The following is a 16,572-nucleotide window of genomic DNA, read 5'->3' as shown; positions in this document are numbered from 1 at the left end:
AATCCTTAAGTTGATGGATGTGGGATAGTACCACATCGCCATCAAACGGTTCTGGTGCAAAAATAAAATAAAAGAGAATAAAGCGCATATATTCCTAATGGAATCGTATCTTATGCTGCAAGTCCAAACAATTGATAGATAAATTCTTTCTGATTTTGGACAGACTGGTCTCGTAAATCAATCTGTTCTTTTTAATCATATGCATGGCTTCTACTCCAGAAAGAATGAATGTAGCTGTGTCAAAACATTTGAACCCTAGCATAGAACGGATTCGCTTCTTTATAAAGCGATGATCTTGTTCTACTATGTTATTCAAGTACTTTTGTTGTCTAAGTTGCATACCATCAGGTATGTTTTTTTCTTTTTTCAGCTGTTCAATTGCTATAGGATAAGCTGGATTCTTATCGACTGTTATAACACGAGGCTTTGAAACATGAAAAGACCGCAAAGCCTTCTTGAAAAAGCGCTTTGCAGCCTTTTGGTCTCTTGTTTTGCTTAGGAGAAAATCGATTGTGTGTCCCCTCGAATCAACAGCACGATACAGGTACATCCATTGCCCTTTTACTTTGATATATGTTTCATCGACTCTCCAAGAGTCATTTGTTTGAGGTAACGTCGGATTCGTTTGTCCAATTCAGGACCATACTGATGAACCCAACGCATAATCGTTGTATGAGAAATGGATAAACCCCGTTCCTCCATCATTTCCACCAAATCACGAAAACTTAGGTTGTACCGTAGGTACCATCTTACCGTTAATAAGATAATATCAGGCTGATAGTGCTTCCATTTGAATACATTTTCCTTTTCCATACCAACCACGCACCCTTTCTAGAGTAATCGTATCAGTATGTCCAAGATTTATAGATTCATTGCAATTGTCCTGAAGTTTTTGCACCAGAACCTTTACTTTATGTTTTTACGCATTAATTGAGCAGGTCCTCTTGGAAATAAAAAAAGACACCCTAAGGTGCCTTCCTCCGACTTGAACCACGTTCATTTAATGTTTGTTTTTATAACTGATCTTTTTCTTTTAAAATCCTAAATTTTTCATCATTACGCATAAAATCTACTTTTTTCTGTCCTATTTGCATTGTAGATACTGTAGGTATTATGAGTTCATTTCTCATAAATATATCTAGTGCTTGTTGTATATCTTGTGTATCAAACATATATCCTTCTGTAAGTAGAGTGTCGATTGATCCGATTTTATGTACATAAATTTGTTGGTAAAGAAATTTTTTTAGTTCTGTATCTATGTTTTGTAATTGCATTTCTATTCCTCCTTAATATTTATATACAAAATATACTATTAATTACATAAAAACAGAATAGAAAGAATATTTATTGATGTATAAAAGAAAAGACACCCTAAGGTGCCTTCCTCCGACTTGAACCACTTTAATTTTAATAATATGTATTGGACTCCCATCCAACTGTGATTTTATCACAGTTTTTAGAAAATGAAAACGGATTCATTAACCTACTTAATAGTTTTATCCATAACCTCTTTATATTTATTAAACTCTTCATCTTTCATATCACCATTCATTTGTAAAAGGAAATTCCCTTTAGCGTATGTATGTGAGAAAAGTATTGGATTTGAGTTACTCAAATCATCATAGTACTTCTTAGCTTTTTCTAAATCTTCTTTCTTGCTAAATTCAAATAAACGGCCACCGTTATCCTGACCAAGTGCAGGAACTAAGATACGTTTCCCATCTTTGCGCATGTTTCCAAATTCCTTTTGTGGTAGATCTGTAGCGTTTTCAGCTTCTAATCCAGCTTTCTTAAATTCGTCAATTAATGATGTTGTAGTAATTGGTTCAGGCTTTTTCGCTTCTTGTTTCGGTTTCGATTCACTTGCGGTTTTTTCATTTGAACTACAAGCAGCCATCCCCATAAGTAATGCGCTACAAGTTAATGCTGTAAGTAATTTTCGTTTCATTTTTTCTTTCCTCCGTACATTCAAGTTGTAAGATTTATAGAAATCATAACAAATCCAGTTACAACTGTCTTGTCATATTTTGTCGAATGAAAAATAAAAACACTCAGAAGAGTGCTTTTAAACTTTTGTTAATTCAACTTTTTGTAATCGGTTTTTAGGATGATTTTGATTTGTAAATACAGAACGATCATTTTTTAAGACAATAACTTCAAAGAATGGTTTAAATCGTTCTTCTGAAATACCGAATGCATCTAAAAACTTTCCAAACATCACTTGTTCTTCGCGTTCAGCTTCTCCATCAGAAAGAGAAGAATCTATTAGGTTAACTAAAATGCACATTTTTTGTGCATCTGTAAGAGAAGGACTTGCTTCTTTTAAAAACGTTTCTAAATTATTTCTACGAACATATTTGATGGCTTTTCAAGTAAATCATCATTATTTCCACCAACATAAATCGTACCACCCTTATTTTTTCCACCTAGAACAGATAGTAATTGTCCGAGTTCTTCATTATCGTATTCTCCATCTGCACCCATCATATATAGCAAAGAAGTTGCAAAAGCAAAATGAGGTTCCATCCCATTTTCGTTACGAGTTTTGTCGCCTTTAAACATATCAAATAATCCCATGTTTACCCTCCTAATACTAAGATTTACGAGGTTATCATATCAGATGACCTGTCCCTATTATGTCGTATTTTGTCGAATGCAAATAGAAAAAGAGAGCCGAAGCTCCCATCTTCAACGAGTGGAGAGTAGAGATGATTCAATTATGTATCGATCTGGAGCGTCTCCTATATAGTCAAAAGGATAACAAGTTGTTAATGTTAATGTTGGCTCACTTTTGTCTACAATAACTGTTCGATCTTCTGAATCCGTTATCCAATGCTTGTTAATTCTATATGTATATGTTTTATTTTCATATTCCACGATAAGTTGGTCGTTTTCCTTTAGTTGACCAAGCTCGGTAAAAACAGTATCTCTATGTCCACTTAGTACTGTATGACCATTTCCAGATGGTGTAGTAGTTAAGTCACTAACAAACATACCTACACCTTTTTTCAGTACTTTATCGTCAGCTCCCCAATATACAGAGTATTTCTTTTGTATTTTAGGGATAATTAAATATGCCACTTTATCTCCTAATTGATGGTTTACCTTTGATGCGGGAATTTGTACAGGTTCTTCAGGTTGTAATGAAGTCTCAGTCTCTGTCTCTGTTTGATTGATGTTTGTTGTTTCACTTTCTTTAGAAGGTGTGGAGGTCTCATAGTGTTTCGCTTCGTTAGTCGTTAGCGACTCTGCTGATTGTCTAGCTCCATACCATTCTAGAAAATAATAGGAAAAGATAGTAAGTCCAATAACAGTTAAACATAAGCCTATCCATTGTTTTTTATTCACTTTTATCACTCCATTTGAAAACGACAGGATTTCTCCTGCCGTTTTAAGGAACTATTTTATGCGTTTGTCTTTTTACGACGGAACATTAATACAGATCCAGCTAATGCTAAGCCTAAGCTTGCTAACATCATTGTAACACCGTTTGATGCTGTATTAGGTAATTTTTCACCTTGTTTTTTAGTTTCTTTTTTCACAACTGTATTAGTATTTTTCTTTGTTTCTTTTGCAGTTGTTTGAGGCTTAGTATTTGTTGTTTGGTTGTTTTGTTTTGAATTCTCTTGCTTAGTGTTTTCTTGTTTAACAGGTTCTTGCTTAGTATTTTCTTGTTTAGTTTGTTCTTGAGGTTTAGTAGTTTCTTTATTTTCTGTTGTAGTATTTGTGCTTGTTGGATACTTATAATTTTCACATGGAATGCCATCTTTATCATTGTCTAAACGATGTGGATCATTTCCAACACCATATCCGTTTTGATCCCAGAATGCTTGAGCATCTTGTTGGCTTTTAAAATGTTCACAGTTTTTTGTATCATTAGGACTTTTTGCTGCAAATGCAGAAGAACTGTACCCCACTGTTAATAATGTGACCGCTGTTGCTGAAGCTAATAGTTTTTTCATAATATTCTCCATCTCCCTAAATGGTATGTATTTACATTGAAATATTTTACATTTAAAAAATTAAAAAAACAATAATAATTTGTAGATAAATGTAAGATTTCTAGATAATAATACCAAACTGTTAATTCGTATATTGTCATATTATGTCGAATGAAAATAAAAAAAGCCCTCAACAAATAGTTAAGAGCTGCGGCATATACCACAATCCAGGAGCATAACTTCCCAGCATAGGTTGATAAACTGCTAACGTTAGCAATGGTAGTTGCATATGTAACAGTTAACCAAAGGTATTCTAACATGTTTTCTGGACTCGAGACATGAGCAAAATATGGGGTGTATTACAATTAATGGATAGGCAGACAGTAATCGTTTTAGTTACAGGTTAGTCACATAAAAAAGGGGAGTTTAGCGCTCTCAAGGATAATGATAAAATTTTACCTCTAGCAAATGGAAATAATTTCTTTTATGATGAAATCAAATCACAGTATATCTTTGTTGTTTTGCAGCATCTTCACGTACCAAGAAACTTGCTTAGCAAAACGACCTTGCTGACGTCCATCAAGATCCTCATAAGCCCTTTGGATGTCGGTGCAAACTTTAAAATTTTGCATCACTCATAACAAAGAAAAAATGTTATATTGCCGTAAAAAAAGACACCCTAAGGTGCCTTCCTGCGACTTGAACCATCTTAATTTTAATAATATTGGACTCCCATCCAAATAATATTTTATCATGTTAAGTTATATCGTTCGTAGATAAATATGAATCAAATCTATATTTTATTCCAAAAATAGGTGTTACTAATTGATATATTTTATTTTTATAGAGATAATTATCTTTATAAAAATAAAAGGGAATAAGGTGTAAATATGGGGGAAAAAAACAGACAACATTATGTACCTAAATTTTATTTAAGACATTTTTCGGAAACGGAAAAGTCTATAAACACTTTTAATATAGGAAATTCTAAATACATTTCTAATGCCTCTATAAGAGGAATGTGTCAAAAAAATAATTTTTATGGAGCCGATAATAGGATTGAAACGTTTTTGGATAAAGAAATTGAATCTAAAGCCTCTATAACTATTAATAATATCCTTAATACTAATAAATTACCTAGAGATGAAGATTTTGTACATTTTGTAATGTTTGTAATTGTTAGTGAAGCTAGAAATTTGAAACGTGCTGATTCGAGTGATCATATGGCTAATTATATATCTAAATCATTAATGTCAGAAAATCCCGAATGTAAAGATATAGATTTGGATTCTTTTGAGGTTAAAGTTAATGAACCAGCTAATTATAATATTGAAATAGCGATGAGAAGTACGCCGTTAGTTCTAGACTTAAAACCGCTGTTAATTATTGAACAAACCGGTGCAAGAAAGTTTATAACGTCGGATAACCCCGTAGTACGTTATAATTCATTTTATCTTAGCAAAGGTTATCGAGGTGGTTTTGGTTATATCAATAGGGGGTTACAATTCTTTTTCCCAATTTCTCCTCAAAAATGCATATTACTTTATGATCAGTTTGCTTATGATATTCCGAATGCGGAAAATAACGTTTTAATTTTAAAAAGAGCAAGTGATGTAGATAAACTGAATGAACTGTTTTACTTAAATGCTTATAATAATGTATTTTTTAATCAAAAGACTAGACAGAGTTATATTGAAGGTATTCATAATAAGCATAAGAAAACACCAAAAGTTAATGAGTTAGAAAGAGAAATATCTACATTTCAATCTGTTGATTCGAATAATACACTTATCTCATTTGGTACAAATCATGTATCTAAAAAAATAAATTTTTCGTGGATAAAAACCTCTGAATTTGCAAACAAATTAATAATTCCTTCACATATGGGAGGTATTAATCGAGAAGAATGGCCGCCAATTCAAGAGTTTCTGGAGAAGAAACGGATAGAATTTGAAGAAGATCAGTATCCAGTTGCGAGAAGAATGTATAGATCTAAAAATTAAAACCGAAATGATGATTTAACATATAGATAACTGTGTTTTTTATAAAAAAATCAGCATACTAAAGCTGTAAACTCTTTAGTATGCTGATAAAAAACTACTTGAGATATTTTATCTAATTACGTCTAACACCTAGTTTTGATTCTACCTCAGTTAAGCTAGCAACCGTACTAATTAATTTCAAATTGGAAAGTTTAATAGATTTTTGAAATCCTTCTATTCTAATTTTTCTAGGAGCAAATGGGCACTTTTATAGTTTTGCAAAATAACTTTATTCAGTTTATAATGAAATTTATTAGAATCGTGTGGCTAGAGTATTTGACTTGTGTTTCGCAAGTTTTGTCAAGAAAGTGGGGGGCGTTTGCCCTCTCTATTAAATTTACTTAGTAGTCTTTATTTACTAAACTATTTAGCTTCGCCTAAGGAGTAGCCACACGTTTTTTTGGGGAGAATAAAATGGATAAATTTAATAATATTAAAACGCTTCATGACCTTTCTAGTTTTTTGAAAATTCCGACTATAAAAATAACTTATATATTATATAAAAAAGGAATAGATAATTTATATACCTCTTTTGAGATACCAAAAAAAAATGGCGGAGTTAGACATATTAATGCTCCATTGGAAGATTTAAAAGATATTCAAAGAAAACTTGTACTTTCTTTATGGACACATCAAAAACACATATGGGAAGAAAGTGGAAAGAATCTGGATATTTCACACGCTTTTCAAAAAGAAAAAAGTATTATTACAAACGCACAAATTCATCGTAATAAACGTTTTGTTTTAAATATTGATTTGGAGAACTTCTTTGAAAGTTTTCACTTCGGGCGTGTTAGAGGCTTTTTTGAAAAAGATAAAAATTTCCTACTTCCTAAAAAAGTAGCAACAATAATTGCTCAACTTACTTGTTATGAGGGGCATTTGCCACAAGGAGCACCTAGTTCACCGATCATAACCAATTTAATTTGTAATATCCTTGATATGAAACTATTAAAACTCTCTAAGAAATACAAATTAAATTATACAAGATATGCAGATGATTTAACATTTTCTACTAATAATAAACATTTCTTAGATCAACAATCGGATTTTTATGAAGAAATATCCAAAATAATTGAAAGAGCTGGATTCAAAATAAATGAGAAGAAAACTCGATTGCAATTTAGAGATTCAAAACAAAAAGTTACTGGCCTGGTTGTTAACAAAAAAGTAAATGTAGATAGAAATTATTATAAAATTACTCGTTCAATGGCGCATTCTTTATATACTACAGGTGATTTTCAAATAGATGGGGAATTGGGTGAAATTAACCAACTTGAAGGTAGATTTTCCTTTATTAATCAACTTGATCGGTACAATAATCTAGTAAAAAAAGATAGAGATAAAAATGTAAAGTTAAATTTTCGAAATTTAAATTCTAGAGAAAAACAATATCAAATGTTTTTATTCTATAAATATTTTTATAAGAACAAGAGACCTCTTATTGTAACTGAGGGTAAAACCGATATTGAGTATATAAAAGCCGCATTAAAAAATTTATATAAAGATTATCCAAATTTGATTACAAAAAAAAGCGATGAAACATTTGAATTTAAAGTTTCTTTTTTAAGACGAACCAAGCGTTTAAGTTATTTTTTAGATATCAAGCTAGACGGCGCTGATACAATGAAAAACATTTATAACTATTACGTTGGAAAAGAAAATAATGGCTATCCAAATTTTTTTGAAAAACTTAGAGACTTAGGTAGCATTCCAAATAATCCTGTTATTTTTATTCTTGATAATGAACTTAATAATTCGAAGAAACCGCTAAAAAAAATTATGAACCATATGGAACTTAATAAAGATGCTTCCAAAAGTTCTTTTTGTTCGAAGGATTATTACATGCACATCACTGAAAACCTCTATCTTTTAACACACCAGCTAGTTAAAGGGCTTTCTGAATGTGAGATTGAAGATTTATTTGATGATTCAACATTAGATCACAAAATTCATGGGAAAAAGTTTGAAAGAGACGACAAAAAATTCAATAGTGATAATCATTATGGAAAAGCTAATTTTGCGGATTATATTTCTAAGAACTATAAAAGTGTTAACTTTAGTAATTTCAAATGCATGCTAGATCATCTAAATACCATAATTACTTCTTAAAGTAACTAAATTCTTTTAATTACATACTTATTTATAATTAGTGGGAAAATCTAAAAAAAAGGGAGCCAATCGGCTCTCTTTTCATATTTGGTAGAGTTGTGTGAAATTGCATCTCTACCAAATAGAAATGATTTCTTTTATGATGAAATCAAATCACAGTATGTCTTTGTTATCACGTAACATTTTGACATACAACGCTAATTGTTTAGCAAAACGACCTTGCTGACGTCCATCAAGCTCCTCATAAGCTCTTTGGACATCGTTAAATAGTAATTCCAATAACTCATCTTCTTTCCTGTTCTCGAAGTTAAGAAGAGCATCTGTGGAGGTGTTAAAAAACGATGCAAGTACCTTTAAGCTTTCAAGATCAGGTTCATGGCGATCCACTTCCCAATTTTTGATTTGTCCACGTGACAACCCTGTTCTATCAGATAATTGTTCTTGCGTTAAACCGAAAGACTTTCTGAAATTTTTAATGTTTTGACCGACTGTAGTTTTCATATTTTGAGTATAATAATCACTTTATTACTATACCATAATTGGTAGTTATTCTGACTTTTTTATTATATTTAGGTCGTATTTCTGTTTATAAAAAATAAAAGGAACAAAAGTTCGGTTTTTGTGGTAAAATATTCATATAGAGGGCTTTAAAAGAAAAACTGTAAAAATGCATACTTCTTTCTATGAAATTCAAGAAAAACTGTTATATAAGGATTTTTAAAATCTCTCAAAAATGGTAGATTAAATAGTTTTCAACTATATTACATGGAGATAGCAAAAGGTGGAGAAGAGGGAAGAGAATACATAGAACAATCAATCAAGAGTTTTCCACAGTATTCCACCCAAAACAGTCTTAAAACGCTATAGATAAATTATACATAAAAGTTGGTGAAGTACTTGAAAGGTAAGTTTAGTAAAGCCATTTTGACAATTGCTACTGTAGTTTGTTTTTCTATCACCGCTTTCCAATTGACACTATCAACTTGATAGTGTCAATTCTGCTCTAAAGGAAGTGGGGAGTTTTTGACCCAAAGCGACAAAAGCTCTTCATTTTAAGAAAGTCTACATATATTAAGGAGAATATAGGGGGAAGTAGATATGAAAAAAGAGCAATTAGTTAGGGAAGCGGTAAAATTGGGTTTGAAACATGAGGCTCCGATTAAAGCAGAAGATATTTTTAAAATATGTCTAGACGAATCTTATAAGGAAAACCAAATACATAAAAAAGAAGACTGTTACATTGAGTAGTCTTCTTGGATTAGCCATTCTTTTTATTTTGCATATAAGTAACATACATCTCTAACTGTTCCCAAGCTTTCTTTCTCTCATCTTCTGGAAGACTTTCAATTAAAGCTAGTATGTTTTTTCCTTCTTCAGTAACAATCTTGTTTTCTTCTTCGTTCAATTCTGGATCTTCTGATCTACCTAATAAATAATCAGTAGTTACATCGAAATAATCAGCAATCTTTTCTAATGATTCTCGCCCAGGTGACTTTTTTCCCTTTTCAAAATAAGAAATAGCCATTTTAGATACACCAATAGCATTACCAAGTTGCTCTTGCGTTATCTTATTATTCTTCCTAAGTTCTTTAATCTTTTCCCCAATCAATATTAACGCCCCCTTTTATAAAGTGTTTGTGATAAATAAAGTATAAAGTAAACATAGTGTTTACCACAAGTTGAAAATCATTATACTTTTTTGAGAAAAGCACTTGAAATAAACCTCAGGTTTACTTATAATGAAATTACAGGCAACGAAGGGAGTGAAAAAACTTGCATCAGTTAAAACAAAAACGACTAGAAAGAGGGATGTCTTGCCAAGACGTTGCCAATAAAGTCGGAATCACTAAAATGCACTACTGGTATATCGAAAACAACAAAAGAACATTAAAAATAGACTTAGCGTTAAAAATCGCAATAGCTCTTGAGGAAAATCCTAAAGAACTTTTTTTTAACAATTAAAGTAAACCTGAAGTTTATATAATGAGAAGGGAGTAAACCAAATGAATGAACTCAAAAAATTTTCACACAGTATGTTCGGGAACTTAGAAATGCTTATTAAAGATGGAAAAGAATACTTTCCGGCAACAGATGTTGCTAAAGCATTAGGGTATTCAAATCCACACAAAGCAATTAAAGATCATTGCAAGTCTGAAGGTGTGAACGAAACGTTAGTCCCTACTAATAGTGGACAACAAAGGAAAAAGTTCATCAATGAATCCAATTTATACCGCTTAATCGTAAAATCAAAACTTCCACAAGCGGATCAATTTGAAAAGTGGGTATTTGAAGAAGTTCTTCCAACAATTCGTAAACACGGAGCATACATGACAGATCAAGTACTAGAACAAGTGGTAGCTAATCCAGACTTCATGATTGGCCTTCTCACTAATTTAAAAGAAGAAAAAGAGAGACGCTTTGAAGCTGAACGAAAAGTATTACAGCAACAACCTTTAGTAACATTCGCCCAAGCGATCCAAGTTTCAACGAATCTAATCAGTATAAAGCAGTTAGCGATTCTAATGAAGCAAAAAGGAATAGACACAGGTCAAAACAGACTCTTCGAATGGTTGAGAGAAAACGGCTATCTTTGCAAGAAAAGAGGAAGCATGTACAACACGCCTACTCAGTATTCAATGGATTTAGGCCTATTCGAGTCACAAGAATTCGTAAGAACAAATAGCGAAGGTGAATTCGTAACATCATTCACACCAAAAGTTACAGGGAAAGGTCAGCTTTATTTCATTAATAAGTTTCTTAATCAGGAGGCGGTTTAGAGATGGAAAGCTCACTATCCTTGATAATTGTCGCAATAGCTATATGTTTATCGGCATACTTAGTGCACCGAGTAGATGTTGCAGCAAAGAAAGCAGGATGGATTGAAGATGACAAATAAACAGTAGCGTGATGAATACGAACGAAAGAAAATCTTGTGGATCATAAAGGATTTAAAAGCTAGGGAAGTACATAACAGCGCAGATAAGGTTGAGGAAACATACAAGTATATAACTCTAGCTAAATGAGGGAAGCCCTGCAGGGAATGCAGGGCAGTACTAAGATCATCGAGTTGTCGACTCTATAAGAACTTATTAGAATGTACAAAGTGTAACACGCAATTTATACGAACTTTATATATAGATGTTACGAATTTATGAACACAGACAAGTTCCTTTTTTGCCTGAATATTCGGTGATTCGATGATATTCCCCACCTAGCAAATGGGTTCCTGGATACTCCGATGCGTGAAAGTATCAAAAAAGCCCGTACAGAAGCACAGGCCGGTTGTTACACATATCGGTAACTAAATTTTAACAGAATTGTTTAGTAAGTACTATTGAAAAAATTAAAAACTGCCTTACCCCTAAGACGGTTTGGAGAAAACACATGTAAATTCCTAATTACAATATACCAAATGTTTTCTCCTAAAAACAAGGAGGAATGAGAAGTGTTAGAAAATGGCATGTTGATTGGAAATGCTCATGATTCATTGGCGAGAGACTTCATGGATTACTGCCAAGGATGTGGTGAAGAGATCTATTACGGCGAAGGATACCTTGATTTCAGTGGTGATCCAATCCATACAGAATCTGAGTGCATCAAACAGTATGTTGAAGAACATTCCATGAAAAAAGTGGCAGGTGAATGAAATGGATATGAATATACATCACAAGTTCGAATTAGAAAAACGAATTTTTAATAGATTGATTGAACACAACAGGAAAAATGTCGAACCTCATTCAGACGCCGTCATTTTAGCTTATGAGCACGGCTTACAAGTTCTTGAGGATATGTACAAAACTAGCCAGCAAGAAGAGAAAGAAGAAATTGCACCATTTTAAAAGAGAGGGAGATTCATATGAAAACTGAAAATTACTTTTCTAAATTAGCTCAAATAGATTGCTCGGAACATGTTGAAAAGAAAGGGCGTTTTAGTTACTTATCCTGGGCTTGGGCAGTTAAGAAGCTTCGTGAAATAGATCCAACTGCTACATGGGAAGTTAAGCGATTCAATGGCGCCCCTTACCTTAAAACGGATTGTGGTTACTTTGTAGAAGTTGAAGTAACTGTACAAGGATTACCACTAAGTCAGATTCACCCAATACTTAACAATCAAAACAAACCGATAGTTGAACCAAACAGTTTTGATATTAACACAAGTATCCAACGTTGCTTAGTAAAAGCAATTGCACTTCACGGATTAGGATTATACATCTACGCAGGTGAAGATTTACCAGAGATCCAAGTGGAGATGATTACTGCTCAACAAGTAGGTGCAATCAAATTAAACATTAAAAAATTGGCTACTCTTCGAAAAGTAGATGAGGATACGATTAAAGGGCACTTAAGCATCAAGGAAGTCAGCGAATTGACACTAAAACAAGCTGAAGAAGTACTTAAGAAATCAACAAAATGGGTTAAGCAGGCTGAAAAAGAAACAGCTGAGACTGAAGAGAAAGAACAGGTTGAAAAGATAGAACAAACAAACTAAGGAGTTGAAACCTATGTTAGACAAAAATCAATCGAGAATCGTCCTTCCTTCATGGGTGAGGAAGGGCGCAAAGAATGAACAAGAAGTGAAAGCGAAGGCGATTGAGTACATCACTCCTGATCGCTATCCAGGATACAGAGTAATCAAGATTCAAGGCGACATAGCGGTATGCGAAAGGGAAGTGAATTAAATGGCAAAATACAGGCACGTGCAGACTTCATTTTGGTCGGATGCAAGGGTTTCAGAAGAGATGACACCTGAGGATAAGTACTTTTACCTCTATCTAATGACAAATGAGCACACAACTCAAATTGGAGTTTATCAGATAACTAGAAAACAAATGGCTTTTGAATTAGGTTACTCGATTGAAAGTGCAAAAGCTTTATTGGATCGCTTCATGAATCATCACGATCTTGTGGCTTATAACGAGGAAACAAGAGAACTTTGCATACTAAATTGGGGTAAATACAATCTTAACAAAGGTGGTAAGCCGATTGAGGATTGTATCAAAAAAGAACTAAAAAGTATTAAAGATTTATCGTTAGTGAAACTAGTTCTGGAACGAACGGAAAACACATTATTAGTTCGAAAAGTCAGTGTTTATGCGGGTCTTGACGATACGTCACACGATACGTCCACGATACGGGGACAAAAAGAAAAAGAAAAAGAAAAAGAAAAAGAAAAAAAGACTCCTCGTCACAAGTTTGAAACTTGCGACACCAATGGGGCTAAGTATTTGTTTGAAAAAATTAAGGGTAATAATCCTAAACAAAAAGAGCCTAACTTCGATACTTGGTCTAATGATTTTAGATTAATGCGTGAAAAGGATAACCGTGAATTGCAAGAGATTAAAGATGTTATTGATTGGTGCCAAGCAGATCCATTTTGGCAAGGAAACATCTTATCTCCTAAAAAGCTACGTGAAAAGTTTGATCAATTAACAATTCAAATGAATTCTAAAAAAGGAGCGAAGAACAATGCAGAGAGCGGCGGCAGCAATACCAACCGATATAGCCAAAAAGGTGAATATGACTATGGATTCTGATGTTTGTGATACGCATGGCATGAATAAGATGAAGTTCGGTGGACAAGTTGTTTGCCCTCGTTGCTTCCTTGAAAACGATAGTAAGAAGCTCCAAGAACAAGAACAAGCGAAATACGATGCGGATAAAGCAAACGAGAAGAAATTCTTATTCCATCAACAAAGCATGATTGCTGATAGCGATATTAAGAAAGCTAATTTTGATAACTACCAATCTACTAGCGAGGAAGGAGCGAAGAACCTTGAACTTGCAAAGATCATCGCAACGGATTATCTCAATAGGAAAGTGTTCAATACAATTATGGCCGGTAATTGCGGAGCGGGGAAAACACATCTTGCTTATGCCATAGCAGATCAGCTTGCAGGAGCAGGGATATCAGTGGTCTTCGTTACAGTTGGCGAATTGCTAAGGAAGATTAAAAGTACGTTCAATAAGGATTCCTCCTTAACTGAGGATTCAATCATTCGGACATTAGTAAGAGCAGATGTATTGATAGTTGATGATTTAGGGGCAGAGTTAGGCGCATTAGATGCTAATACAAAAGCTACAAACTTCATTAATAGAGTGTTATTCGATGTTTTCGATGGAAGGCAAGGTAAATCTACTATCTTCACGACCAACCTTACTGGAGAGCTTTTAGAGGGCGCATATGACGAACGGATTGTATCACGTATATTCAATAACTTTAGGGCAATTGTTTTTAAAGATACAAAGGATTATAGAAGAAAAGCATTACCATTCTAAGGGGGAATTAAGATGTGTGCATGTGAAGGAACTGGAGTAATTAGAAACGATATGGGAACGGGTATGTACCAATTCGCACCATGTATTTGCGAAGCGGGGAATCGGACACCTGAAGAAGTGGATAGAAGACGTCATGCCGTTATGACGAGGTTAAAAGCAATCCATCAATTACAAATGCGTGAGAAAGCCGAGACAGTAGCATGAAGCAATTAACACTTGAGGATGTCGTTGGAAGTATTAATTATGAAGCAAAGAGCACGTCTGATAAGTTATTGCAATGTGTTACAAGCGTCATAACGTACTCAGTAGAGTTTTACGACAAAGAAGACAGATGGAAACTTCGTTGGTTTGAAGCAAAATCAGAAAGCGAAGCCGTAGGAATGGCTAAAGATAAATATGGTCGGATTCAGATTATCAACACTTACATTTCAGATAGAACGTTAGCTGAACTTATGGCATTGAATTAAGAAAGGGGCATGGCAATGAACTTCTTTATCTTAGATGAACATTATGAGCAAGCTAAAGCGAATGGTATCAGCAGATAAAGACTTCAGGAGAGAGTATACCGCTATGACTAGGATATCGAAAGGGCGATAACGCAACGGATCGGAAAAAAGAAAATGGATTTCGATAGAGAACATGGTGAATGGATGCATATGGCGGAACGTAACGGTATATCACGTTACACATTTTATAGTCGATTAAAGTGTGGTTGGTCTTATCATCTAGCAGCAACGAAGCTACCAGGGAAGCAAGGGAATCGCTATGACGAGAGCGGAAAAAGTTAACAAGTATTCACAAACTTCATTGAAGAGTTGTAGTTTGAAGTTGTTTTTCTTTCTGAATGCCATTGGTCTTGAGGATGGTAAAACGTCTTAGAACGAAAAAAAATAAACATGTTTTATGAGATTTGTTGTTTTTTATATAGAAAGTAGGTGAATCATCATTTGTTTGACTGGATGAAAGATTATCAGAAATTAGAAGAAGATATTGCTTATTTGGACTACAATTTAGATAAAACAAAAGCTGAATTAAAACGTTGGATTAGTGGTGATTTACGGGATGTTCGTTTAACTGCTGAATCGAACGGTGCGAAAGTAGAAGGACATATTGAAGCAATTGAATATGAATTAGCTCATAAAATGAATGCTATGTACGATTTAAAGTATTTGATTAGTAAGTTTACCGGATTAGAAAATCGAATACTAAAAATGAAATATGTGGACGGAATGACTTTAGAACAAATAGCTTTTGATTTGCATTATAGTACAGGCTATATCCGACGTAAGCATGCTGAAATAAAAAAGATTGTCAAGTTTCTAGATGGATTTTAATGTTACCTTTATGTAGGTTACATGTGGTGTACAGAAAGCATTGAAAAAATGATTTATAGTAGTAATATAAGATTTTGACAAAGGGCAACTATTTTTATGGTTGCTCTTTTTGTTGTGAAAGAAGGTGAGTGTCATTAAGTAATTTTATAGAAAGATGGGCATTTAGTTGTTGGGTGTACTTAGTAAATTAGTAGTTTTTTAGATAAAAATAATAGGGAAATAAGGAGATGTTTAGTAATGAGTATATTAGCTGCTTCAGTTACGACAAAGAATCTGCCGCAACAAGTATTACGATGGCAGACAATGGTAGAAAGTGAATGTGCTGCACAAGGTGTATCTGAGTTAGTGCCTTATGTGCTTGGAATTATTATGGTGGAAAGTGGAGGGAATTCTGAAACAACACCTGATATTATGCAGTCAAGTGAATCACAAGGATGGCCAATGAATACAATTAAAAATCCTAAGGATTCAGTTTATTACGGAGTAAAGCATTTAAAAGGAGCTTTTGATGATGCAAAAAAGAATGGTATTACGGATTTAAGTGCTATTGTTCAATCATATAATTTTGGACGAGCTTATCTTCGCTGGTTAGCTTCTAACAATAAACAACATTCATTACCGGTGGCAGATTTGTATTCTAAAACGGTTGTTGCACCATCTCTTGGAAATACAACTGGTGCTATGGTTCGATATAGTCAGCCTATCGCAGTGGCATACAATGGTGGTTATCGATATAAAAATGGAGGGAATTTTTTCTACTCTGAAATTGTTAAGCAATATGTGAATTTTGATGGAGGAACTGGTGGCGGTAACAATAAACCAATACAACCAGTTGGGATTGGTATTGCAAAGTCTAAGTATCCCGAA

The 16,572-nt window shown here is 33.6% G+C and carries 24 protein-coding genes and 3 pseudogenes; 16 read left to right on the top strand and 11 right to left on the bottom strand.

All coding sequences use genetic code 11. From position 1 onward, the window contains the following. Positions 1-110: 110 nt before the first annotated feature. The 8 genes and pseudogenes from VK90_RS29340 to VK90_RS30900 form a co-directional block, all read right to left on the bottom strand. Positions 111-813: pseudogene (locus tag VK90_RS29340) on the bottom strand (IS6 family transposase). 200 nt (positions 814-1,013) lie between these two features. Further along, positions 1,014-1,274: a hypothetical protein gene (locus VK90_RS24880; protein ID WP_048376049.1), complete on the bottom strand. Its 261-nt coding sequence runs from the start codon at positions 1,272-1,274 to the stop codon at positions 1,014-1,016. Between the two features lie 209 nt (positions 1,275-1,483). Next, positions 1,484-1,948: a hypothetical protein gene (locus VK90_RS24875; protein WP_048376047.1), complete on the bottom strand. Its 465-nt coding sequence runs from the start codon at positions 1,946-1,948 to the stop codon at positions 1,484-1,486. A gap of 117 nt (positions 1,949-2,065) precedes the next feature. Beyond that, positions 2,066-2,287 (bottom strand): hypothetical protein, encoded by a 222-nt coding sequence (locus VK90_RS30910; protein WP_231595958.1) that lies wholly within the window; start codon positions 2,285-2,287, stop codon positions 2,066-2,068. A gap of 47 nt (positions 2,288-2,334) precedes the next feature. Continuing rightward, positions 2,335-2,577, bottom strand: coding sequence for a hypothetical protein (locus VK90_RS30905; RefSeq protein ID WP_231595957.1), 243 nt, complete (start codon positions 2,575-2,577; stop codon positions 2,335-2,337). Positions 2,578-2,688: 111 nt separating this feature from the next. After that, a complete protein-coding gene (locus VK90_RS24865; RefSeq protein WP_048376046.1) occupies positions 2,689-3,348 on the bottom strand; it encodes a class D sortase in 660 nt (219 codons plus the stop codon). Between the two features lie 56 nt (positions 3,349-3,404). Then, positions 3,405-3,962, bottom strand: a complete 558-nt coding sequence (locus tag VK90_RS24860) for an excalibur calcium-binding domain-containing protein (protein ID WP_048376044.1) — start codon at positions 3,960-3,962, stop codon at positions 3,405-3,407. Positions 3,963-4,441: 479 nt separating this feature from the next. Continuing rightward, positions 4,442-4,549: pseudogene (locus VK90_RS30900) on the bottom strand (XRE family transcriptional regulator); the annotation flags it as partial. A gap of 282 nt (positions 4,550-4,831) precedes the next feature. Here VK90_RS30900 and VK90_RS24855 point away from each other — a divergent pair. Further along, positions 4,832-5,944 carry a DUF4238 domain-containing protein gene (locus VK90_RS24855; protein WP_048376043.1) on the top strand — a complete coding sequence of 371 codons (1,113 nt, stop codon included), beginning with the start codon at positions 4,832-4,834 and terminating at the stop codon, positions 5,942-5,944. 112 nt (positions 5,945-6,056) lie between these two features. On the opposite strand, the pseudogene VK90_RS30895 reads toward VK90_RS24855, so the two are convergent. Continuing rightward, positions 6,057-6,179: pseudogene (locus VK90_RS30895) on the bottom strand (ribonuclease); the annotation flags it as partial. 218 nt (positions 6,180-6,397) lie between these two features. Between VK90_RS30895 and VK90_RS24850 the strand changes: the two are divergent. Next, positions 6,398-8,095 carry a retron Ec67 family RNA-directed DNA polymerase/endonuclease gene (locus tag VK90_RS24850; RefSeq protein WP_048376042.1) on the top strand — a complete coding sequence of 566 codons (1,698 nt, stop codon included), beginning with the start codon at positions 6,398-6,400 and terminating at the stop codon, positions 8,093-8,095. A gap of 153 nt (positions 8,096-8,248) precedes the next feature. On the opposite strand, the gene VK90_RS24845 is transcribed toward VK90_RS24850, so the two are convergent. Then, positions 8,249-8,596 (bottom strand): helix-turn-helix transcriptional regulator, encoded by a 348-nt coding sequence (locus VK90_RS24845; protein ID WP_048376040.1) that lies wholly within the window; start codon positions 8,594-8,596, stop codon positions 8,249-8,251. 597 nt (positions 8,597-9,193) lie between these two features. Here VK90_RS24845 and VK90_RS30400 point away from each other — a divergent pair. After that, on the top strand, positions 9,194-9,343 hold the full coding sequence (locus tag VK90_RS30400; protein ID WP_197088230.1) for a hypothetical protein: 150 nt from the start codon (positions 9,194-9,196) through the stop codon (positions 9,341-9,343). 10 nt (positions 9,344-9,353) lie between these two features. On the opposite strand, the gene VK90_RS24840 is transcribed toward VK90_RS30400, so the two are convergent. Next, positions 9,354-9,704, bottom strand: coding sequence for a helix-turn-helix domain-containing protein (locus VK90_RS24840; protein WP_048376038.1), 351 nt, complete (start codon positions 9,702-9,704; stop codon positions 9,354-9,356). A 164-nt stretch (positions 9,705-9,868) separates the two neighbouring features. Between VK90_RS24840 and VK90_RS24835 the strand changes: the two genes are divergently transcribed. From VK90_RS24835 to VK90_RS24780, 13 genes are all read left to right on the top strand, one after another. Beyond that, on the top strand, positions 9,869-10,057 hold the full coding sequence (locus tag VK90_RS24835) for a helix-turn-helix transcriptional regulator (RefSeq protein WP_082148052.1): 189 nt from the start codon (positions 9,869-9,871) through the stop codon (positions 10,055-10,057). Between the two features lie 41 nt (positions 10,058-10,098). Further along, positions 10,099-10,872, top strand: coding sequence for a phage antirepressor (locus VK90_RS24830; RefSeq protein ID WP_048376036.1), 774 nt, complete (start codon positions 10,099-10,101; stop codon positions 10,870-10,872). Between the two features lie 668 nt (positions 10,873-11,540). After that, positions 11,541-11,741: a hypothetical protein gene (locus VK90_RS24825; RefSeq protein WP_048376034.1), complete on the top strand. Its 201-nt coding sequence runs from the start codon at positions 11,541-11,543 to the stop codon at positions 11,739-11,741. A 7-nt stretch (positions 11,742-11,748) separates the two neighbouring features. Further along, positions 11,749-11,934 (top strand): hypothetical protein, encoded by a 186-nt coding sequence (locus VK90_RS24820; RefSeq protein WP_048376053.1) that lies wholly within the window; start codon positions 11,749-11,751, stop codon positions 11,932-11,934. 17 nt (positions 11,935-11,951) lie between these two features. Next, positions 11,952-12,584 (top strand): Sak single strand annealing protein, encoded by a 633-nt coding sequence (locus tag VK90_RS24815; protein ID WP_048376032.1) that lies wholly within the window; start codon positions 11,952-11,954, stop codon positions 12,582-12,584. A gap of 13 nt (positions 12,585-12,597) precedes the next feature. Then, on the top strand, positions 12,598-12,774 hold the full coding sequence (locus VK90_RS30395) for a hypothetical protein (RefSeq protein WP_175546545.1): 177 nt from the start codon (positions 12,598-12,600) through the stop codon (positions 12,772-12,774). Next, positions 12,775-13,629 carry a hypothetical protein gene (locus VK90_RS24810; RefSeq protein ID WP_048376030.1) on the top strand — a complete coding sequence of 285 codons (855 nt, stop codon included), beginning with the start codon at positions 12,775-12,777 and terminating at the stop codon, positions 13,627-13,629. Then, a complete protein-coding gene (locus tag VK90_RS24805) occupies positions 13,613-14,371 on the top strand; it encodes an ATP-binding protein (protein WP_048376028.1) in 759 nt (252 codons plus the stop codon). Before VK90_RS24810 ends, VK90_RS24805 begins: the two co-directional genes overlap by 17 nt. Before the next feature lie 12 nt (positions 14,372-14,383). Further along, entirely contained in the window at positions 14,384-14,575 is a 192-nt protein-coding gene (locus tag VK90_RS24800; RefSeq protein ID WP_048376026.1) for a hypothetical protein, read from the top strand. After that, complete coding sequence (locus VK90_RS24795; RefSeq protein ID WP_048376024.1) at positions 14,572-14,838, top strand: hypothetical protein; 267 nt, start codon at positions 14,572-14,574, stop codon at positions 14,836-14,838. The genes VK90_RS24800 and VK90_RS24795 overlap by 4 nt, the downstream gene beginning before the upstream one ends. Positions 14,839-14,991: 153 nt before the next feature. Beyond that, entirely contained in the window at positions 14,992-15,159 is a 168-nt protein-coding gene (locus VK90_RS30890) for a hypothetical protein (protein WP_231595956.1), read from the top strand. Between the two features lie 159 nt (positions 15,160-15,318). Beyond that, positions 15,319-15,705, top strand: coding sequence for a hypothetical protein (locus tag VK90_RS24785; RefSeq protein WP_048376022.1), 387 nt, complete (start codon positions 15,319-15,321; stop codon positions 15,703-15,705). A 237-nt stretch (positions 15,706-15,942) separates the two neighbouring features. After that, positions 15,943-16,572, top strand: a 630-nt coding sequence (locus VK90_RS24780) for a lysozyme family protein (protein WP_048376020.1), incomplete at its 3' end; no start/stop codon positions are given.

Source organism: Bacillus sp. LK2, assembly GCF_001043575.1.
Lineage (GTDB): Bacteria > Bacillota > Bacilli > Bacillales > Bacillaceae_G > Bacillus_A > Bacillus_A paramycoides.
Note: the sequence above shows the minus strand (reverse complement) of the source record. Positions and strands in the feature narration are given on the sequence as shown.